This is a genomic window from Microbacterium sp. bgisy203, from assembly GCF_965345155.1.
Taxonomy (GTDB): Bacteria; Actinomycetota; Actinomycetes; order Actinomycetales; family Microbacteriaceae; genus Microbacterium.
Genome location: NZ_CBDRLZ010000001.1, coordinates 406851 through 424180 on the forward strand (window position 1 = coordinate 406851; position 17330 = coordinate 424180).

At 72.0% G+C, this 17330-nt stretch carries 17 protein-coding genes; 8 read left to right on the forward strand and 9 right to left on the reverse strand.

Annotated features, from left to right (window positions below; all coding sequences use genetic code 11):
- Nucleotides 1-33: 33 nt before the first annotated feature.
- The gene (locus tag ACRVYW_RS02030; protein WP_431801191.1) at nt 34-2526 is read left to right on the forward strand and encodes an ATP-dependent DNA ligase; all 2493 of its coding nucleotides are present in this window, start codon (nt 34-36) and stop codon (nt 2524-2526) included.
- On the opposite strand, the gene ACRVYW_RS02035 is transcribed toward ACRVYW_RS02030, so the two are convergent.
- From ACRVYW_RS02035 to murI, 5 genes are all read right to left on the reverse strand, one after another.
- On the reverse strand, nt 2489-3322 hold the full coding sequence (locus ACRVYW_RS02035; RefSeq protein WP_431801193.1) for a spermidine/putrescine ABC transporter permease: 834 nt from the start codon (nt 3320-3322) through the stop codon (nt 2489-2491). The genes ACRVYW_RS02030 and ACRVYW_RS02035 overlap by 38 nt on opposite strands.
- Before the next feature lie 36 nt (nt 3323-3358).
- Entirely contained in the window at nt 3359-4282 is a 924-nt protein-coding gene (locus ACRVYW_RS02040) for a cation diffusion facilitator family transporter (protein ID WP_431801195.1), read from the reverse strand.
- Between the two features lie 116 nt (nt 4283-4398).
- Nucleotides 4399-5013, reverse strand: a complete 615-nt coding sequence (rdgB, locus tag ACRVYW_RS02045) for an RdgB/HAM1 family non-canonical purine NTP pyrophosphatase (RefSeq protein WP_431801197.1) — start codon at nt 5011-5013, stop codon at nt 4399-4401.
- 24 nt (nt 5014-5037) lie between these two features.
- Nucleotides 5038-5820 carry a ribonuclease PH gene (rph, locus tag ACRVYW_RS02050; RefSeq protein WP_431801199.1) on the reverse strand — a complete coding sequence of 261 codons (783 nt, stop codon included), beginning with the start codon at nt 5818-5820 and terminating at the stop codon, nt 5038-5040.
- Nucleotides 5817-6644 (reverse strand): glutamate racemase, encoded by an 828-nt coding sequence (gene murI, locus ACRVYW_RS02055; protein WP_431801201.1) that lies wholly within the window; start codon nt 6642-6644, stop codon nt 5817-5819. Before murI ends, rph begins: the two co-directional genes overlap by 4 nt.
- 38 nt (nt 6645-6682) lie before the next feature.
- Here murI and ACRVYW_RS02060 point away from each other — a divergent pair, with 38 nt between their 5' ends.
- A complete protein-coding gene (locus tag ACRVYW_RS02060) occupies nt 6683-8005 on the forward strand; it encodes a nicotinate phosphoribosyltransferase (RefSeq protein ID WP_431801202.1) in 1323 nt (440 codons plus the stop codon).
- A gap of 7 nt (nt 8006-8012) precedes the next feature.
- On the opposite strand, the gene ACRVYW_RS02065 is transcribed toward ACRVYW_RS02060, so the two are convergent.
- From ACRVYW_RS02065 to ACRVYW_RS02075, 3 genes are read right to left on the reverse strand one after another with little or no spacing between them, the layout of a single operon-like run.
- A complete protein-coding gene (locus ACRVYW_RS02065) occupies nt 8013-8279 on the reverse strand; it encodes a DUF3039 domain-containing protein (protein ID WP_431801204.1) in 267 nt (88 codons plus the stop codon).
- A 40-nt stretch (nt 8280-8319) separates the two neighbouring features.
- Nucleotides 8320-9843: a hypothetical protein gene (locus ACRVYW_RS02070; protein WP_431801206.1), complete on the reverse strand. Its 1524-nt coding sequence runs from the start codon at nt 9841-9843 to the stop codon at nt 8320-8322.
- 11 nt (nt 9844-9854) lie between these two features.
- Nucleotides 9855-11048: an ABC transporter ATP-binding protein gene (locus tag ACRVYW_RS02075; protein WP_431801208.1), complete on the reverse strand. Its 1194-nt coding sequence runs from the start codon at nt 11046-11048 to the stop codon at nt 9855-9857.
- Between the two features lie 197 nt (nt 11049-11245).
- Between ACRVYW_RS02075 and ACRVYW_RS02080 the strand changes: the two genes are divergently transcribed.
- The 5 genes from ACRVYW_RS02080 to ACRVYW_RS02100 all read left to right on the forward strand — a co-directional run bounded on the left by ACRVYW_RS02080 (nt 11246) and on the right by ACRVYW_RS02100 (nt 14842).
- On the forward strand, nt 11246-11953 hold the full coding sequence (locus ACRVYW_RS02080) for an NTP transferase domain-containing protein (RefSeq protein ID WP_431801209.1): 708 nt from the start codon (nt 11246-11248) through the stop codon (nt 11951-11953).
- A gap of 68 nt (nt 11954-12021) precedes the next feature.
- The gene (locus ACRVYW_RS02085) at nt 12022-13005 is read left to right on the forward strand and encodes a hypothetical protein (RefSeq protein WP_431801211.1); all 984 of its coding nucleotides are present in this window, start codon (nt 12022-12024) and stop codon (nt 13003-13005) included.
- A gap of 4 nt (nt 13006-13009) precedes the next feature.
- A complete protein-coding gene (locus tag ACRVYW_RS02090; protein ID WP_431801213.1) occupies nt 13010-13255 on the forward strand; it encodes a hypothetical protein in 246 nt (81 codons plus the stop codon).
- 25 nt (nt 13256-13280) lie between these two features.
- The gene (locus ACRVYW_RS02095; protein WP_431801215.1) at nt 13281-13502 is read left to right on the forward strand and encodes an SCO4848 family membrane protein; all 222 of its coding nucleotides are present in this window, start codon (nt 13281-13283) and stop codon (nt 13500-13502) included.
- A 50-nt stretch (nt 13503-13552) separates the two neighbouring features.
- Nucleotides 13553-14842: a maltokinase N-terminal cap-like domain-containing protein gene (locus ACRVYW_RS02100; RefSeq protein ID WP_431801217.1), complete on the forward strand. Its 1290-nt coding sequence runs from the start codon at nt 13553-13555 to the stop codon at nt 14840-14842.
- A gap of 37 nt (nt 14843-14879) precedes the next feature.
- On the opposite strand, the gene ACRVYW_RS02105 is transcribed toward ACRVYW_RS02100, so the two are convergent.
- Nucleotides 14880-16157 carry a CDP-glycerol glycerophosphotransferase family protein gene (locus ACRVYW_RS02105; protein WP_431801219.1) on the reverse strand — a complete coding sequence of 426 codons (1278 nt, stop codon included), beginning with the start codon at nt 16155-16157 and terminating at the stop codon, nt 14880-14882.
- A 69-nt stretch (nt 16158-16226) separates the two neighbouring features.
- On the opposite strand from ACRVYW_RS02105, the gene ACRVYW_RS02110 reads away from it, so the two are divergent.
- Nucleotides 16227-17318, forward strand: a complete 1092-nt coding sequence (locus tag ACRVYW_RS02110) for a glycosyltransferase family 2 protein (RefSeq protein WP_431801221.1) — start codon at nt 16227-16229, stop codon at nt 17316-17318.
- The last annotated feature ends 12 nt before the right edge of the window (nt 17319-17330 follow it).

A 17330-nucleotide genomic window follows, 5' to 3' on the forward strand; every position in this document is an offset into this window, starting at 1 on the left:
GCCGGCGCCAGGGGTTGCGGCTAGCCTGGCCGCATGCCAGACCGCGGACAGCTCGTCGAGATCGACGGGCGACGGCTGCGCCTGACGAACCTCGACAAGGTGCTCTACCCCACCTCGGGCACCACGAAGGGCGAGGTGATCGACTACTACGCCCGGGTCGCGCACGTCATGCTGCCGCACCTGCGCGGGCGGCCGGTGACCCGCATCCGCTGGCCGGACGGCACCGGTGGCGACCGGTTCTTCGCGAAGGACCTCGAGGCGGGCGCCCCCGACTGGCTGCGCCGCGCGCCGATCGATCACTCCGGCGGCGCGAAGGATTACCCGCTCGTCGACGACACCGCCGGGCTCGTCTACCTCGCGCAGGTCGCGAGCCTCGAGCTCCATACGCCGCAGTGGCGCTTCGACGGCGCGGGCGACGAGACCGGAGGGCGCGGGATGCCCGATCGCCTCGTCCTCGACCTCGACCCGGGCGACGGCGTCGGGCTCGCCGAGTGCGCCGCGGTCGCCCGGTGGGCGCGGGAGATCCTGGACGGCGTCGGAATGGTGCCGCGGCCGGTGACGAGCGGGTCGAAAGGCATCCACCTGTACGCGCCCCTCGACGGCACCCGCTCGAGCGAGGACATCTCCGCGTTCGCTCGCGAACTCGCCCGCGCGCTCGAAGCCGATCACCCCGACCTCGTCGTCAGCGCCATGGCGAAGGCGATCCGCCCGGGGCGGGTCTTCGTCGACTGGAGCCAGAACAATGCGGCGAAGACGACGATCGCCCCGTACTCGCTGCGAGGACGCGATCGGCCCTGGGTCGCGGCACCGCGCACGTGGGAAGAGCTCGACGATCCCGCCCTCCGCCACCTCCTGGCGGACGAGGTGCTCGCGCGCGTCGAGCAGGACGGCGACCTCCTCGCCCCGCTGGCGAGCGACGCCGCGCTCGCGCTCCGCGCCTACGTCGACAAGCGCACCGAGGGGAAGACGCCCGAGCCCTTCCCGTCCGGGACGACGGAAAGCGCGCCCGGTCGCGGGGCGCCGCCCGGCGCCCCGCGGTTCGTCGTCCAGGAGCACCATGCCCGCCGGCTCCACTACGACCTCCGACTCGAAAGAGACGGCGTGCTCGTGAGCTGGGCGGTGCCCCGCGGCATCCCCGCCGACGGCGAACGGAACCACCTCGCCGTCATGACCGAGCCCCATCCGCTCGCCTACCTCGACTTCGCCGGCACCATCCCCGCGGGCCAGTACGGCGCCGGCACGATGACCGTCTGGGACACAGGCACCTACACGGCGGAGAAGTGGCGCGACGACGAGGTGATCTTCACCGCGCACGGGCGCGCGGGCGGCCCGCTCGGGACGGGGCGCTTCGCCCTCATCCGCACCTCCCGCGCCGGCGAGGACCCGGCGGGAGAGAAGTCGCAGTGGCTTCTGCACCGGATGGCGCTCGCCGACGACCCGCGGTCAGGAGCGGCGTCCGCTCCGCCCGCTCTTCGCCCTCGCCCGGCGCAGGACCGATCGCGCGGCGACGCGCCGATGCTCGCGGTGCCCGCCACGCCCGGTGTCGCGGCCGCTGCCGCGGCGCGCTGGGGCGACGCGGGCGACCACGGTGTCTCGGTCAACCCCTGCGCCCCATGGGTGGAGTTCAAATGGGACGGCATCCGCGCGATCGCGACGTGGGACGGTCGTCGCCTCAGCCTGCGCGCACGCAGCGGCACCGACATCACGGCGCGCTACCCCGAACTCACCTCCGTCGATGCCGGACTCGGCGAGGAACCCGCCGTCGTCGACGGCGAGATCGTGGCGATGGATGCCGCGGGACGCCCGAGCTTCTCGCGCCTTCAGGCGCGCATGCACCTGACGAAGCCCCGTGAGATCGAGCGGGAGAGCGCGCGCACCCCCGTCTCCCTGCTGCTGTTCGACGCGCTGCGCATCGGCCGCGACGACATCGCCGCACTGTCGCTCCGAGATCGTCGCGCGCGCCTGGAGACTCTCGCCGCGGGAGCGATCCCCGCGATCGTGGTCCCCCCGGTCGCCGACGACGTCGACGCCGCCCTCGCCGCGGCGCGGGAGCTCCACCTCGAGGGTGTCGTCGTGAAGGACCCGCGATCGCCGTACCGGCGCGGAACGCGGTCGGAGGAGTGGCTCAAGGTCAAACTCACCGACACACAGGATGTCGTCATCGGCGGCATCCGCCCGGGCAAGGGTGGGCGCGCGGGGTCGATCGGGTCGCTTCTCGTCGGCATCCCCTCACCGGAGGGGATCCGGTACGTCGGACGCGTCGGCTCGGGGTTCACCGAACGCGAGCTCGCGCGTCTCGACGCGCTGCTCACGCCGCTTCGGAGCGACGAGAATCCGTTCGTCGGGGTTCCCGCGGCCGATGCTTCGGACGCGCTGTGGCTGCGGCCCGAGGTCGTCGGCGAGGTCGAGTTCGCGGAGTTCACGCCCGGTGGGACGCTCCGTCACGCACGGTGGCGCGGAGTGCGGGGTGACATGTCCCCGCACGAGGTCACGGCGCCAGGGGACGGATCGTCGGCGTCGGCGTGACCGCGGGCCGGTCGTCGTGGAAGACGCCCACCGCGTCGCCACGGAGCACGAAGCTCAGCGCCGTGCCCTCCCCGAACCGTTCGCGCAGCTCCTCGGGCATCTCCCGATCGATCACGAACTCGACCGTCGCGGGAAATGAGCCGGCCGAGCAGCCTGAGTAGATCGGCCCCGAGATGGACTGGTCGGCGGAGCTGTAGGCATCCACCGGGACGACGGTGAGGCAGTCCGAGCCCGTCCCGAACATGCCGATCGGCGTCCGCACGACCGCGAGGCCGTCGTAGATCCACCCGCGGACGCTGTCATCGGTGCCGTACCACCGCTTGATCCACTCCATCCCGTCGAGAGTCGCCTCGTTCGGCGTGAGGGTGTCGACCTGCGCGGCGCCGCTCGATGGATCCACGGGGCGGATCGACGCGAGACCGAACACGACGGCCCCGACGGTGACGGCGACGACGAGGATCGAGGCCGCCCAGGCGATCATCCAGCCGCGCGCGATCGGGCGCGGAGGCGGTGGCGCGTCCGAGGCGAAACCATCGGACCCGGCATCGCGATCGGTGGCGTCCTCCCGCTCCGCGTCGGACGCGTCGGCGCCCGCGTCCGGGGCGGGTGCGGCCGAACCGACGGCAGCGGGCGCCGGCACCGTCTGCGGGGCGTCGTCGGTCACGGTGCGTCCGCGCCTCTGCATCGCCTCCAGCTCGCGCAGCCGCGCCAGCGCCGCCGGATCGTCGTCGATGTCGGCGCGCGGCCCGTAGGCGCGCGAACGGAGCGCCGCGAGCTCGTCTGCCGGGGTACTCATCCCCTGCATCGTGCCACAGGAGGCAGCATGACGCAGTCAGTGGGCGTCGTGCTCGCGATGCCCGACAGGCTCGAGCTGGAACGTCGAGTGCTCGACGTCGAAGTGCTCGGCGAGGCAGGTCTGCAGCCGCGAGAGGAGCGCGGGGGCGCGCCCCTCGGCGAGCACCTGCGGTTCCACCACGACGTGCGCGGTGAACACCGGCGCGCCGCGCGTGAGCTGCCAGACGTGGATGTCGTGCACGTCCGCGACGCCCTCGGTGCCCAGGATGTGCTCGCGGATCGTGCCGACATCGGTTCCCTCTGGTGCCCGCTCGGCGAGCACCGCGAACACCTCGCGCAGGAGCGACACGGCGCGCGGCACGATCATGACGGAGATGAGGAGGGATGCCAGGGCATCCGCCGGCATCCAGCCGGTGAGCGTGATGACGATCGCCGCGATGATCACGACGGCCGAGCCGATGAGGTCGCCGAGGACCTCGAGGTACGCGCCGCGCACGTTGATCGACGTGCGCTGCGCGGCGGAGAGGAGCCACATCGAGATCGCGTTCGCAACGAGACCCACGACCGCCACCGCGATCATGAGGGGGCCGGCGATCTCGATGCCGCTCGGGTTCAGGAGCCGCTCGATCGCCTCGACGGCGATCCAGACGCACAGGACGATGAGGATGACCGCGTTGATGAGCGCCCCGAACACCTCGGCACGCTGATAGCCGTAGGTGTTCCTCTCGTCGGCGGGCCGCCGCGCGACGAGGCTCGCAACCAGGGCGATGACGAGCGCCGAGGCATCCGCGAACATGTGCGCCGCGTCGGCGAGCAGCGCGAGCGATCCGGTCAGGACGGCGCCGACGACCTGGACGATCATGACGGTCGCGGTCAGGGACAGCGAGATCGCGAGGAGGCGGTGGTTCGCCTGCCCGCGCACCCCCGAGACCGCCGCAGCGCCGTGCGCGTGATCGTGCATACCTCGAGGCTAGAGCGGATGAACGTCCGCGCGCCGCGTTCGTGCCGTGTTCGCCGCCAGTCGGGAATGAGTCCGATTCTCAGTCGCGCCGCGTGCGGTCGCGGGAGCGTGCCGCCTCACAGCTCGGACAGGAGAGGCGCGAGCGCGCCGAACGCGCGAGCGCGGTGCGACGCCGCGTTCTTCTCCTCCGCAGTGAACTCGCCCGCAGTCCGCGCGGCACCGTCCGGCTGATCATCGGGGATGAAGATCGGGTCGTAGCCGAACCCGCCCGCGCCCGCGCGCACGGTCGCGACCCTCCCCGGCCACACGCCCTCGACGACGTGCTCACGCGGCTCCGCCGCCTCGCCGCTCGGCACGACGAGCGCGATGCTCGACACGAACTGCGCCGCGCGGCGCGGGTCGGCGATGTCCCAGAGCTGGTCGAGGAGGAGGTCGACGTTCGCGGCGGCATCCTTCCGGTGGCCCGCCCAGTACGCCGAGAACACGCCCGGCGAGCCGCCGAGCACGTCGACGCAGATGCCGGAGTCGTCCGCGAGCGCGGGGAGCCCGGTGTGCGCCGCGGCGGCGCGCGCCTTGATCAGCGCGTTCTCGGCGAAGGTCACCCCGTCTTCGACGGGTTCAGGGCCGTCATAGCCGACGACCTCGATGTCGGGGCGGGTCGCCGCGACGATCGCCGCGAACTCCTCGACCTTGTGCGGGTTGTGCGTCGCGAGGACGATCTGCCGTGCCATCAGTACCTCCGGTCGCCGACGAGCCTACCCGTTCGGTACTCCCTCACCGACAGGTGCCTTCTCGCCGAGCGCGCCCGCCTGGATGTCGCGGAGCTCCGCGCACCCGGCGAGGCCGAGCTCGAGCAGCGCGTCGAGCTCGCGCTTGTCGAACGGCGCCCCCTCGGCCGTCCCCTGGACCTCGACGAACAGGCCTCGGCCGGTGACGACGACGTTCATGTCGGACTCGGCGCGGACGTCTTCGACGTAGGCGAGGTCGAGCATCGGCTCGCCGTCGATGATCCCGACCGAGACGGCGGCGACGGAGTCGAGGAGCGGCTTCGCGTTCTTGCCGACGAGCCCCTTCGCCCGGCCCCACTCGATCGCGTCGGCGAGGGCGATGTAGGCCCCCGTGATCGCGGCGGTGCGGGTGCCTCCGTCGGCCTGTAGCACGTCGCAGTCGATGACGATGGTGTTCTCGCCGAGCGCCTTCGTGTCGACGACGGCGCGGAGGGCGCGGCCGATCAGGCGCGAGATCTCGTGCGTGCGGCCGCCGACCTTGCCCTTGATCGACTCGCGGTCGTTGCGGCTGTTCGTGGCGCGCGGGAGCATGGCGTACTCGGCGGTGACCCAGCCCTTGCCCTTGCCGGTGAGCCAGCGCGGGACGCCGCCGGTGAAGGATGCCGTGCAGAGCACCTTCGTGCCGCCGAAGGAGATCAGCGCCGACCCTTCGGCGTGCGCGCTCCACCCGCGCTCGACGGTGACGGGGCGCAGCTCGTCGACGGCGCGACCGTCGGCGCGGACGGTGACTGCGGAGGTGGAATCGGTCATGGGGTTCCCTTCGGAAGGTCGATCGCGCCGGTCTGGACGAGGCGGACGGCGGAGACACCGCGCCCCATCAGCCGGTCGGCGAGGCGGAGGAAGTCGTCGGCGGAGTCGCCGGTGGCTTCGTAGTCGTGCGTGACCACCGCATCCGGCCCGGCGAGAAGATCACGCGACACCAACTGGCGGTACACGTCCTTGGCGGTCTCGGTATCGCTCGAGACGAGCGAGACACCCTCGCCCATGACGTAGCTGATCGCCCCCTCGAGGAACGGGTAGTGCGTGCAGCCGAGGACGAGTGTGTCGACGCCGGCGTGGCGGAGCGGCGCGAGGTACTCCTCCGCGACGGCGAGGACCTCGGGCGAGTCGGTGACGCCCGCCTCGACGAACTCCACGAAGCGCGGGCACGCCTGGGCGAAGACGGAGAGGTTCGCGTTGACGCCGAGCATGTCCTGGTAGACACCCGACCCGATCGTGCCGGCGGTGCCGATGACGCCGATCCGGCCGTTCCGTGTTGTCGAGATCGCGGTGCGGACCGCGGGCCCGATGACCTCGACCACCGGGACGTCGTAGCGCTCACGCGCGTCGCGGAGCATGGCGGCGGATGCCGTGTTGCACGCGATCACGAGCATCTTCACGCCGTCGTCGACGAGCGTGTCGAGGACTTCCAGGCTGTAGCGGCGGACGTCGGCGATGGGCTTCGGCCCGTACGGGGAATGCGCGGTGTCGCCGATGTAGAGGGTCGACTCCCGTGGGAGAAGCTGCGAGATCGCGCGGGCGACGGTGAGCCCGCCGACCCCGGAGTCGAAGATCCCGATCGGCGCATCCGTCACGATCCCCCAGCCTACCGGGCCGTCGATAGAGTGACGTCATGACGCGATCCACGGCGCTGCTGACCGACCGCTACGAGCTCACGATGATCGACGGGGCCCTCCGCGACGGAACCGGATCGCGACGCTCGGTGTTCGAACTGTTCGGTCGGCGCCTGCCCGGTGCGCGCCGCTTCGGGGTCGTCGCGGGCACCGGACGGCTTCTCGCGGCCCTGCGCGACTTCCGGTTCGATGACGACGAGCTGCGCTACCTCCGCGACGAGAAGGTCGTGAGCCCCGAGACCGTCGCGTTCCTCGAGGGCTACCGGTTCACCGGGACGATCCGCGGCTATCGCGAGGGCGAGCTCTACTTCCCGGGCTCGCCCATCCTCACGGTCGAGGGGACCTTCGCCGAGGCCGTCGTCCTCGAGACGCTCGCCCTGTCGATCCTCAACCACGACTCCGCCGTCGCGAACGCCGCCGCGCGCATGAGCATCGCCGCCGGCGACCGGCCGCTCTCCGAAATGGGATCGCGCCGCGCTGCGGAGTACTCGGCGGTCGCCGCCGCGCGGGCCGCCTACATCACCGGGTTCGGCGCGACGAGCAACCTCGAAGCGGGGCGCACCTGGGGCATCCCGACGATGGGCACCGCCGCCCACGCCTGGACACTCCTGCACGACACCGAGGAAGAGGCGTTCCGAAGCCAGATCGAGGCGCTCGGGGTGAAGACCACGCTCCTCATCGACACGTACGACATCCGCGAGGGCGTCGCGACCGCCGTCCGTGTGGCGGGGACCGAGCTCGGCGGGGTGCGCATCGACTCGGGCGACCTCCCGACGGTCGCCGCCGAGGTGCGCGCACAGCTCGACGCGCTCGGCGCGACCGGCACGAAGATCACCGTCACGAGCGATCTCGACGAGTTCGCGATCGCGGCCCTCGCCGCCTCCCCCGTCGACGCGTACGGCGTGGGCACGTCCGTCGTCACGGGGTCGGGAGCTCCCACCGCGGGGATGGTCTACAAGCTCGTCGCGCGGCAGGATGCCGCAGGAGGTTGGGTCGCGGTGGCGAAGGCATCCACCGACAAAGCGTCGAAGGGCGGGCGCAAGGCCGCCTTCCGCACTCTCGATGAGGGCACGGCGACGAGCGAGCTGATCGCCGTCTCCGACGGGTTCGAGGCCGTCCAGACCGCCTCCGACCACCCCGACGCCCGCGCGCTGCAGGTGACCCTCGTCGAGAACGGTGAGATCGACACCGCATACGAAGGGCCCGACGGAGTGCAGGCGGCACGCGCGCACCACGCCCGCGTGCGGGAGGAGCTGCCCGTGAAGGCGCTCGCCCTCAGCCGCTCCGACCCGGCGCTGCCGACGGTCTACATCGACGCCTGAAGCGCCCTCAGCCCATCAGGGATTCGTAGATCTCCTTGCACGTGGGGCAGACGGGGAACTTCTCCGGGTCGCGGCCCGGGGTCCACTTCTTGCCGCACAGCGCGCGCACCGGCTTTCCGGTGATCGCCGACTCGAGGATCTTGTCCTTCTTGACATAGTGCGAGAACCGCTCGTGATCGCCCGGCTCGATGTTCTCTTCGCGCAGGAGCTCTTCGAGCTCGCGGTCGAGGGTCAGCGTGCCGCCCTCGTCAGGGCGATCGAGGGGTGTGCTCATGGCACTCGAGTCTACCGGCGGGCACCGACGCGCGGGCCGGTCACGTCGACTCGGCGAACTCCATCAGCCGCCCGCCGCTGCGGTCGAAGACGGCACCGCCGGCGAGGATGCCGATGAGCAGCACGACGAGGCCGACCCCGAGTCCCATCCAAAGGGTTGTGAGGGCGGCATCCGTATCGCCCGCGAGCGCCCGCCAGCCGTACCAGAGCGCGGGGAGGCTGAGGCCGAGCGCGCCGACGAGCACGACGCCCTGGGCGAGGCCCCCGCCGGTGCGCTGGGGCTGCTCGAACGGGCTGTCGCCCGGACGCGAGACGGGGTACGGCGCGATGACCGACGACAGCGATGACAGGCCGAGCGCGCACAGGAACAGGCTCGCGCACACACCCGCGAGCGCGGGCAGCATCGCGACGTCGCCGTGGAGAGATCCCGTCACCGGCACGGCGACGGCGAGGGCAGCGGCACCGACCAGGAAGACGGGCACGAGTCGGCCGAGGCGGTCGGCGGCTCCCCGGACCGCAGAGGCGACGTGCATCCACACCGCCGTCGAGTCGTAGGCGAGGTCGTTGTGCGGCAGCCAGCCGAAGAGCAACGCCATGAGCGGCGCGGGGACGAGCGCGATGTACGCGATCGGCACGCCGACGAGAAGGAGCGGCAGCACGACGACGATCGCGGCGATCGGCACGACGAGGAGGTTCACGAGGTGGCGCGGGTCGCGGAACCAGTACAGGAGGCTGCGCGCGGCCACGCCCCCGACGGGGGTGCCCGGGGTGAGGGCGAACCATCCGAGCCCGGCGCGCTCGCGTCCGGCGTCGGGGCGGGTCGTGGTCGTCAGGATCCTCCGCACGAGAAGTGCCCACACTCCGGCGAGCACGACGACGGTGCCCGCCGCGACGACGAGCGAACCGGTCGCCGATCCGAGGACCGACGCTCCCGGCACCGCCCACGCCGCGCCGAGAGGCGAGACGGCCAGGACGCGGACGGCCTCGGCGAGTTCGGCCGGGACCTCGCCGCGGCGCCAGTTGAGCGAGACGAGGAAGACCGCGAGCGGGACGGCGATCACGATCACGCCGACGAGCAGCAGCCCGGTCAGTTCTCGCGTGCGTCGCGCGGGGAGGATCAGGCCGGCCAGTGCGTGCCCGGTCTTCGCGGCGAGGATGACGGTGACGATGCCCAGTATCACCGCGACGGCGGTGAGCGGCGCCGCGGCGCCCTGCGCGGTCCAGAGGAGGAAGACCGCCACGCCGATGGCGATGAGCGCGAGGACGGGGACGCTGAGGAGACTCGCGAGGAGGATCACCGCCGCCGTGCGCCCGGGGCTCACCCCGAAGACGGCGAAACGCCGCGGGTCGAGCTGGTCGTCGGTGCTGCCGATGAGCGCCGCGACGAAAGCGCCGAGGACGAGCGCCGAGCCCGCGATGACCGTGACCGCCTGCGCCGCCTCGGCATCCACCGCACTCAGCCTCCGGGCGGCGACGAAGACCGCGACGACGGCGGCGATCACCGCGAGCGCACCGATCAGACGGCGGACGACGGCACGGCGATCCCCGCGGAGCGCGCCGATCAAGAGGTCGAGTCTCAGTCGGAGAACGTGTGCAACCACTCCAGGCCCTCCGCGTCGTTCGGACCGCCGGAGAGCTCGATGAATCGCTCGGTCAAGGTCCGGCCCGACCGGACCTCGTCGACCGTGCCCGCGGCGAGCACGCGCCCCGCCACGATGACGGCGACGCCGCTGCAGACGCGCTCGACGAGCTCCATGCCGTGACTGGAGAGGATGACCGTGCCGCCGTGCGCGACGTAGGCGGAGAGGATGTCGAGGATCACCGCGGACGAGACCGGGTCGACCGACTCGAAGGGCTCGTCCAGCACGAGGACGCGCGGCGAGTGGATCATGGCGCCCGCGAGCATGATCTTCTTCGTCATACCCGTGGAGAAGTCGGAGACCTGACGCCCGAGCGCGTCGGTGAGATCGAACGCGCGCGCGAGGTCGGCGGTCCGCGACTCCACGACGGCGGAGCGGAGGCCCCGGAGGACGCCGTAGTAGTACAGCAGCTGCCGTCCCGTGAGCCGGTCGAACGTGCGGAGCCGGTCGGGCAGGATGCCCATCTGGCGCTTCGCGCGCGCCGTGTCCGCGCCGAGGTCGACACCCGCGACCTCGATCGAGCCCGCGTCGGGCCGGAGGAGGCCCGCGATCATCGACAGGGCGGTCGTCTTGCCGGCGCCGTTGGGGCCGACGATCCCGTAGAACGTGCCGGCGGGGATCGTGAGGTCGAGACCGTCGACGGCGCGATTCTGACCGAAGGATTTCGTGACGCCCCGCACACGCAGCGCGGGGACCGCCTCATCGACGTCGATCTCAAGTGACGCGAGGTCATCGACGGCCGGCGCGGGATCGTCGAGGGCCGGGGCGGGGTCGTCGAGGGGCGGGACGGAGTCTTCGGCGGCCGGGGTCTCGGAATCGACCTCGGTCTCTGCCTCGGGCTCCGGCAGGGGCGGGCGCGGGGGCACGACGAGGTCGGGCGCGACGACGATGTCGTCGAGGGACGCCTGGGAGGCGCGCGCCTCGCGTTCGGCGGCCGCTTCTGCAGCCGAGAGCGCCGGGGGCGGGGGGACGACCTGGGCGACGGGAGGCGTCGCTCCCCGCGGCGCGCGGATCGCACGGGGGCGGGACGCCTGCCGGGATGCCTTCTTCGCCGGCGCCGAGGAATCCGGACGGACGTCGCCCCCGGCATCGTTCCCGAGGTCCTCGGGCAGCGGCAGTGAGGCGGTCACCCGTCCAACCTAGCAAGGGCTTCCCATCCTCGCCCGGGTGGTTCCGGCGCGTGACGATCCTTACCGCGAATGTCACGAAAAGGCAACGGACCGGGCACTTCCTGCGCCCTCCCAGGCGCCTTCGCTACCATTGCGGATGGCACGAAGGAGTGTCCGACTGTCGAACGGACAGTGAACAGAACCTCCAGGAGTACCCCGTGACGCACAAAAGCGCGACCCTTCAGACCGTGATCCTCGCCGCCGGCATGGGCTCACGCCTTGGCCGCAGCCTGCCCAAGCCGCTCACCGAGCTGAGCGACGGCCGCACGATCATGCGTCAGCAGCACGACAACATCGCTGCAGCGTTCGGGTCGAGCGCGCGGATCACCACCGTCGTCGGCTACCGCGCCGAGACGATCATCGACGCCTTCCCCCACGTCGACTACGTGCACAACGAGCGCTACGACCAGACCAACACCTCGAAGAGCCTGCTGCGCGCACTGAAGGCCACCGGTAAGGGCGGCGTGCTCTGGATGAACGGCGACGTCGTGTTCGACCCGCGGGTCCTCGGCCGCGCGATCGCCCTCATCGAGCGCGACCAGTCGTTCGTGACGGTCAACACCGCCAAGGTGAGCGACGAAGAGGTCAAGTACACGGTCGACGCCGAGGGCTTCATCAAGGAGCTGTCGAAGACCGTCAAGGGCGGCATCGGCGAGGCCGTGGGCATCAACTACATCTCGAGCACCGACAAGCGCGCGCTCATCGCGCAGCTGGGCCGGGTCGACGACCAGGACTACTTCGAGCGCGGACTGGAGCTCGCGATCGTCGAGAACGGTCTGCTGCTCGCGCCGCTCGACATCTCCGACCTCTACGCCGTCGAGGTCGACTTCGCGGAAGACCTCGAGCGCGCCAACCAGTTCGTCTGATCCGCTCTCGGCAGCGCTCGTGAACGTCCAGCGCGCGCTCAGGGGTCATCCATAGGATCGAGCGCGACATGGCAAAGGTCCCCCGCATCCACTCGATGTCCGACGATTCTTCGTGGGACGGGGGCCTTCCGCCGCCCGGATCGTCCGAACACCCACGCACGATCCGAGCGCTCGACGGCGTGCTGCGTGTGCAGCGCCCCGCGGTCGTCGCGCATCTGCGGAGCATCCGTCTGCGCCACCCTCACGCGACGAACGCGGAGATCGTCCGCATGCTGGAGCGCCGCTACCTCGCCGCGGTGACGACGACGGGTGCGACGGTCGGCGCCACTGCCGTCATCCCGGGCATCGGCACCGGCATGACCCTCGCACTGTCGGGCGTCGAGACGCTCGGATTCCTCGACGCGACGGCCCTGTTCGCGCAGTCGCTGGCGGAGTTGCACGGCATCCCCGTGGAGAACCCCGACCGTGCACGGGCGCTCGTGCTCACCCTCATGCTCGGCAAGGAGGGGGTGGACCTCGTCGCGCAGTTCGGCAAGCAGATGTCCGGGAAGGGCGCCCCCCGATCGGCGTACTGGGGCGAGATGATCACGAAATCGCTGCCCCGTGCCGCGATGGGTCCGCTCGTCGACCGGTTGAAGTCGGCGTTCATCCATCAGTTCGCCGCGAAGGGCGGCGCCTCCGTCGTCGGTAAGGCCCTGCCGTTCGGCATCGGCGCTGCGATCGGCGGTGCGGGCAACCACCTCCTCGGCCGTCGCGTGCTGGCCGGCTCCCGTCGCGCGTTCGGCCCCGCCCCGCTCGCCTACCCGGCCGAACTCGAACCCCGCCCGGGGGCGAGCCGCCTCGAGGCGACGGCGTTCGGCACCGTGCGCCGCGCGGGCTCCGCGATCGGTGCCGGAACGCGGCGCGCGGCCGGCGCCGTCGGTTCGGCGGTGGGCACGGCGGTGCAGACGGCGAAGCCGTCCCGGCGCAAGAAGTCGGCGTCCGCCGCCGAAGACCCGGACGCCGAGGCGCCCGACGACGACACCGCCGACGACGCCGCCGGAGCACAATAGGCGTATGGGTATCTTCCAGAGTCGCCCCGAGGAACCGAGCGAATGGGCGGGCCTGCCGGCCGAGCCGTGGGAGCCGCGTGTGCCCGGCGAAGTCCTGCCGCCGGATGCCGGTGACCTCGGCATCCTCTCTCCGGCGGGCATCTCGCTGAGCGTGCCGACGGAGTACACCACCATCGAGATCGACGTCGAGGCCCCGATCCCCGACGACCTGACCGAGCCCGACGACCAGGCCGAGCCCGACAGGGATTGACGCTCGCGCCACGTAGGCTCGAGACGTGACCGCGCTCCTCATCACCCTCCTCCTCGTCAACGCGGCGTTCAACGCGCTCGTCTGGCCGCGCTTCTACGGACGTGTGGCGAAGGACCCGCGGGCACGGGATGCCGAGGGCAAGCCGACGCGCTTCCTGATCGTGCACGCCGTGCTCATCGGTGTGGCGCTGCTTCTCGCCGCCGTCTCGGCGATCACCGCGATCGTCGCGCTGGCCACGGGCGCCTGAGCCCCCGCACCGACACGGCACGCGGACCGGGACCGGGCTAGCCTCGACGTATGGACACCGCACTGACGCTCCTGGCCGAGTGGCTGCCGCGTCAGCGCTGGTACACGCGATCGGCGCGTCCGCCTCGCCTGCGTCTCCTCGCCGACGACGCGCGCCCCGCCCTCGACCCGACCGCGCGCATCCGGGTCCTCGTTGTCTCGGACGACGCCGCACCGTCCCCCGTCGTGCTGCAGATTCCGATCGTCGTCCGCCGCGAGCAGGAGGCCGACGCCTCCCCCGGCGCGATCGGGACGACGGCAGACGGCGAGGTCCTCCTCGACGGGCCGCACGACCCGGCCTTCCAGGCCGCGCTCCTCGCCCGGATCGCCCCCGCGTCCGCACCGGCCGACGCCCAGGTCCTCGCCGGCGAGCAGTCGAACACGTCTATCGTGTATCGACCGGCCGCCGGTCACCCGATCATCGCGAAGGTGTACCGGCAGCTGAGTGCCGGCCTCAACCCCGACATCGAGCTGCTGACGCGGCTCTCCGCCGTCGGCTCGCAGCGCGTGCCCTCCGTCGTCGGCGTCATCGAGGGCGCGTGGGCGGACCCCCGCGATCAGGGCACGACCGCGACGGGCTCGCTCGTGTTCGCACAGGAGTTCTTCCCCGACGCTCCGGATGCCTGGCCGGTCGCGCTCTCTGCGGCCGCCGCGGGCGAGGACTTCGCCGGCCCGGCCGCCGACCTCGGAGTCACCACCGCGCACGTGCACCTCGACCTCGCACGGCTCTTCCCGACGCCCGACGCCGACGCGGCCGCGCGCCGCGCAATCACCGAGGCGTGGGAGCGGCGGCTGTCGATCGCGCTGACCGAGGTGCCGCAGCTCGCGACGCACCAGGACGCCATCCGCGCCGTGTACCGGGCGGCCGCCGCCGAGCCGTGGCCCGCACTGCAGCGCATCCACGGCGATTACCACCTCGGTCAGGTGCTGCGCGTGCCCGAACGCGGTTGGGTGATCATCGACTTCGAGGGCGAGCCGATGCGCCCCATGCACGAGCGCCGCGAACCCGACCTCGCCCTCCGCGACATCGCGGGAATGCTCCGCTCCTTCGATTACGTCGCCGGCTCGCTCGCGCAGGACGGCGACGTCGACCGGGCGCGTCGCGCGGGCGCGTGGGCGGCGGAGGCACGCGCCGCGTTCCTCGCGGGCTACGCGGGCGCCTCGGGCACCGAGCCGGCAGGGCCGGTCCTCGACGCGCTCGAGCTCGACAAGGCCGTTTACGAGGCCATCTACGAAGCCCGACACCGCCCGGGGTGGCTCACGATCCCCCTCGCCGCTATCGAACGGCTCGTCACTGCCTGAGACGCCGTCGGCGCGCACGGCGGTGCGGGCGCGGGTCTCACTCGTCGTCGAGCTCGGCCTCGTCGTCGAGAGCCTCGTCGCCGTCCACCGTCGCGGAGCGGGCATGCCAGGCATCCCACCGTTCCATGAGCGTCTCCACCGCGGCCTCGAAGCGCGCGGTCGCCGCTCCCGGCGCCGTGTCTCCGAAGTAGTGGCGCACCCAGCCGTCGAGTTTGCCGACCGCGCCGGGGTCGGAGAGGACCCGCGTGGCCTCGTCGAGGAAGGTGACGGATGCCTCGGCGCTCAGCCACTCGGCATCCGACAGGTAACCGTGCGTGTCGACGATCGCCTCGGGGTCGACGGGGCGCGTCACCATGAGGGGTTTGTCGGCCGCGAGTCGGTCGTAGACCATCGCGGAGATGTCGACGACCGCGACGTCGGCCGCCGCGAGTTGCCATCCGAGCTCCGCGCCCGTGTCGTGGACGTGCTGCGCGGTGGGATCGGCCGCGTTGGCCGCGGCGATCGCGGCGACGATCCGGTCGTTGGCGGCGCCGTACTCCTCGTCGACGACGCCCGACCGCGGGTGCGGACGGTAGATCAGGCGGTGGGAAGGCGATGCGAGCACCGCCGCGGTCAGCGCCTCGCCGTGGGTTCGGATCGACCCGTAGTGCGCCGACGGCCGGTCGCCCTCCCACGTCGGGGCGTAGAGCACGACGGTGCGCTCGTCGGGCGTGTACGGCAGTGTGCCCGAGTAGTAGTCGGCCTGCGGACGGCCGATCTCGATCGTTCGGGCGTCGAGGTCGTAATCCCACAGCACCCGCGAGAGCCGATCGCGCGCCGCGTCGCCCGCGATCAAGGCGTAGTCGTACGCCTTGAACTGGTTCGTCGTCATGTACATCTTGTCGGACTCGCCGTGGTTGATGAACACGTGCCAGCGGCGCCCGTAGCGGAACATCTGGAAGTTCCGGGTGTTCTGGTTGACGTACAGCACAACGCGGATGTCCTGCTCGGCGATCGCGTCCTCGAGGTCGCGGATGGTCGGGACGAACGCGATCGGCAGCTCGCCGTCGGCCAGAAGCGCCCGAGCACCGGTCGCCGCGCGCGCAAGCACGAGAACCGGCCACCGGGCGGCGAGATGGGCGAGCGGCTTGTACCACTGGCGGATCTGGTACATGTTGACGTCGCCGTCGGCGAAGTACACCGCCACGCGGAACCGCCCGGCGGGAAGAGCTCCCTGCTCCGCGACGCCGCGGCGCACCTCGCGGACCGCCGTGCGCGTGCGCAGCGCCTTCCGCAGGAGCGCGACCGCTTTGCGTGCGTCAGAGATCACCGGCATCCCTCCAGCCTAACGAGCCGGCCGCCGGCCGCCTGCGTCGGGAGGGCGCCGGCGTGACATGATCGACGGATGCACGAGGTCGCCCCCGGACAGCGCGACGCCCCCGTCCCGCCGCCGGGATCAGGGGTGAGCTTCGTCATGCCCGTCCTCAACGAGGAGCGCTACCTCGAGGCGGCGGTGGCGAGCGTCCTCGCCCAAGAGGTGGCCGAGCCCACCGAGCTGATCCTCGCGCTCGGGCCGTCGACGGACGAAACCGACGCGATCGCGCAGCGCCTCGCCGACGCCGATCCGCGGATCCGTCTCATCGCGAACCCCGCCGCCGACATCCCCGTCGGCCTCAACGCCGCGATCCGCGCCGCCGCCCACCCGACGATCGTGCGGGTCGACGCGCATTCCGCTCTCGAACCCGGCTACACCGCGGAGGCGATGGCGACACTCGCGCGTACCCGCGCCGCGAACGTCGGCGGAGTCATGCGCGCCCAAGGCCGCACCCCCTTCCAGCGCGCCGTCGCGCGGGCGTACAACTCCCCCATCGGCCTCGGCGGAGGTGCGTACCACTCCGGCGGCGCCGACGGACCGGCCGAGTCGGCGTACCTGGGTGTGCTCCGCCGTGCGGTGCTCGACGAGGTGGGCCTCTTCGACGAGTCGATCCGGCGCGGCGAGGATTGGGAGCTGAACCTCCGCATCCGCCGCGCGGGGTATCGCGTGTGGTTCGACCCGCAGCTCGCCGTCGCCTACTGGCCGCGGGAGCGCTGGACGCGGCTCGTCCGCCAGTTCCGCTCGACGGGGACGTGGCGCGGCGAGCTCGTCCGCCGTTACGGACGCCGCAACTCCGTGCGCTTCTTCGCCCCGCCCGCGCTCGTCGTCCTGGTCGCGCTCGCGCTCGTCGTGGCCGTGCTCCAGGCGACCGGCGTCCTGTGGGGGGGCTGGGCGCTCGCGGCATCCATCGTCAATCTCCCGCTCATCGCCTACCTCGCGCTCGTCGCCGCATACGCGCTCGGCCGGCACGCCGGTCCCGGGTGGCGGGAGCGACTGTGGGCCCTCGTCGTGATCCCCTCGATGCACCTCGCGTGGGGCGTCGGCTTTCTCATCGGCGTGGCCCGCGGGGCGCGCGAGAACGTCGACACGTCGCGCCTGCGGCGCAACACGCCGCTCCCCTGACGAGAGCGCCCG

Coding starts and splice junctions, on each gene's coding strand:
- ACRVYW_RS02100 (WP_431801217.1), top strand. CDS start 13,553: ATGGACACCGCACTGACGCTCCTGGCCGAGTGGCTGCCGCGTCAGCGC.
- rdgB (WP_431801197.1), bottom strand. CDS start 5,013: ATGGCACGGCAGATCGTCCTCGCGACGCACAACCCGCACAAGGTCGAG.
- rph (WP_431801199.1), bottom strand. CDS start 5,820: ATGACCGATTCCACCTCCGCAGTCACCGTCCGCGCCGACGGTCGCGCC.
- ACRVYW_RS02065 (WP_431801204.1), bottom strand. CDS start 8,279: ATGAGCACACCCCTCGATCGCCCTGACGAGGGCGGCACGCTGACCCTC.
- ACRVYW_RS02060 (WP_431801202.1), top strand. CDS start 6,683: ATGACGCGATCCACGGCGCTGCTGACCGACCGCTACGAGCTCACGATG.
- ACRVYW_RS02105 (WP_431801219.1), bottom strand. CDS start 16,157: ATGCCGGTGATCTCTGACGCACGCAAAGCGGTCGCGCTCCTGCGGAAG.
- ACRVYW_RS02030 (WP_431801191.1), top strand. CDS start 34: ATGCCAGACCGCGGACAGCTCGTCGAGATCGACGGGCGACGGCTGCGC.
- ACRVYW_RS02090 (WP_431801213.1), top strand. CDS start 13,010: ATGGGTATCTTCCAGAGTCGCCCCGAGGAACCGAGCGAATGGGCGGGC.
- ACRVYW_RS02110 (WP_431801221.1), top strand. CDS start 16,227: ATGCACGAGGTCGCCCCCGGACAGCGCGACGCCCCCGTCCCGCCGCCG.
- ACRVYW_RS02085 (WP_431801211.1), top strand. CDS start 12,022: ATGGCAAAGGTCCCCCGCATCCACTCGATGTCCGACGATTCTTCGTGG.
- ACRVYW_RS02040 (WP_431801195.1), bottom strand. CDS start 4,282: ATGCACGATCACGCGCACGGCGCTGCGGCGGTCTCGGGGGTGCGCGGG.
- ACRVYW_RS02035 (WP_431801193.1), bottom strand. CDS start 3,322: ATGAGTACCCCGGCAGACGAGCTCGCGGCGCTCCGTTCGCGCGCCTAC.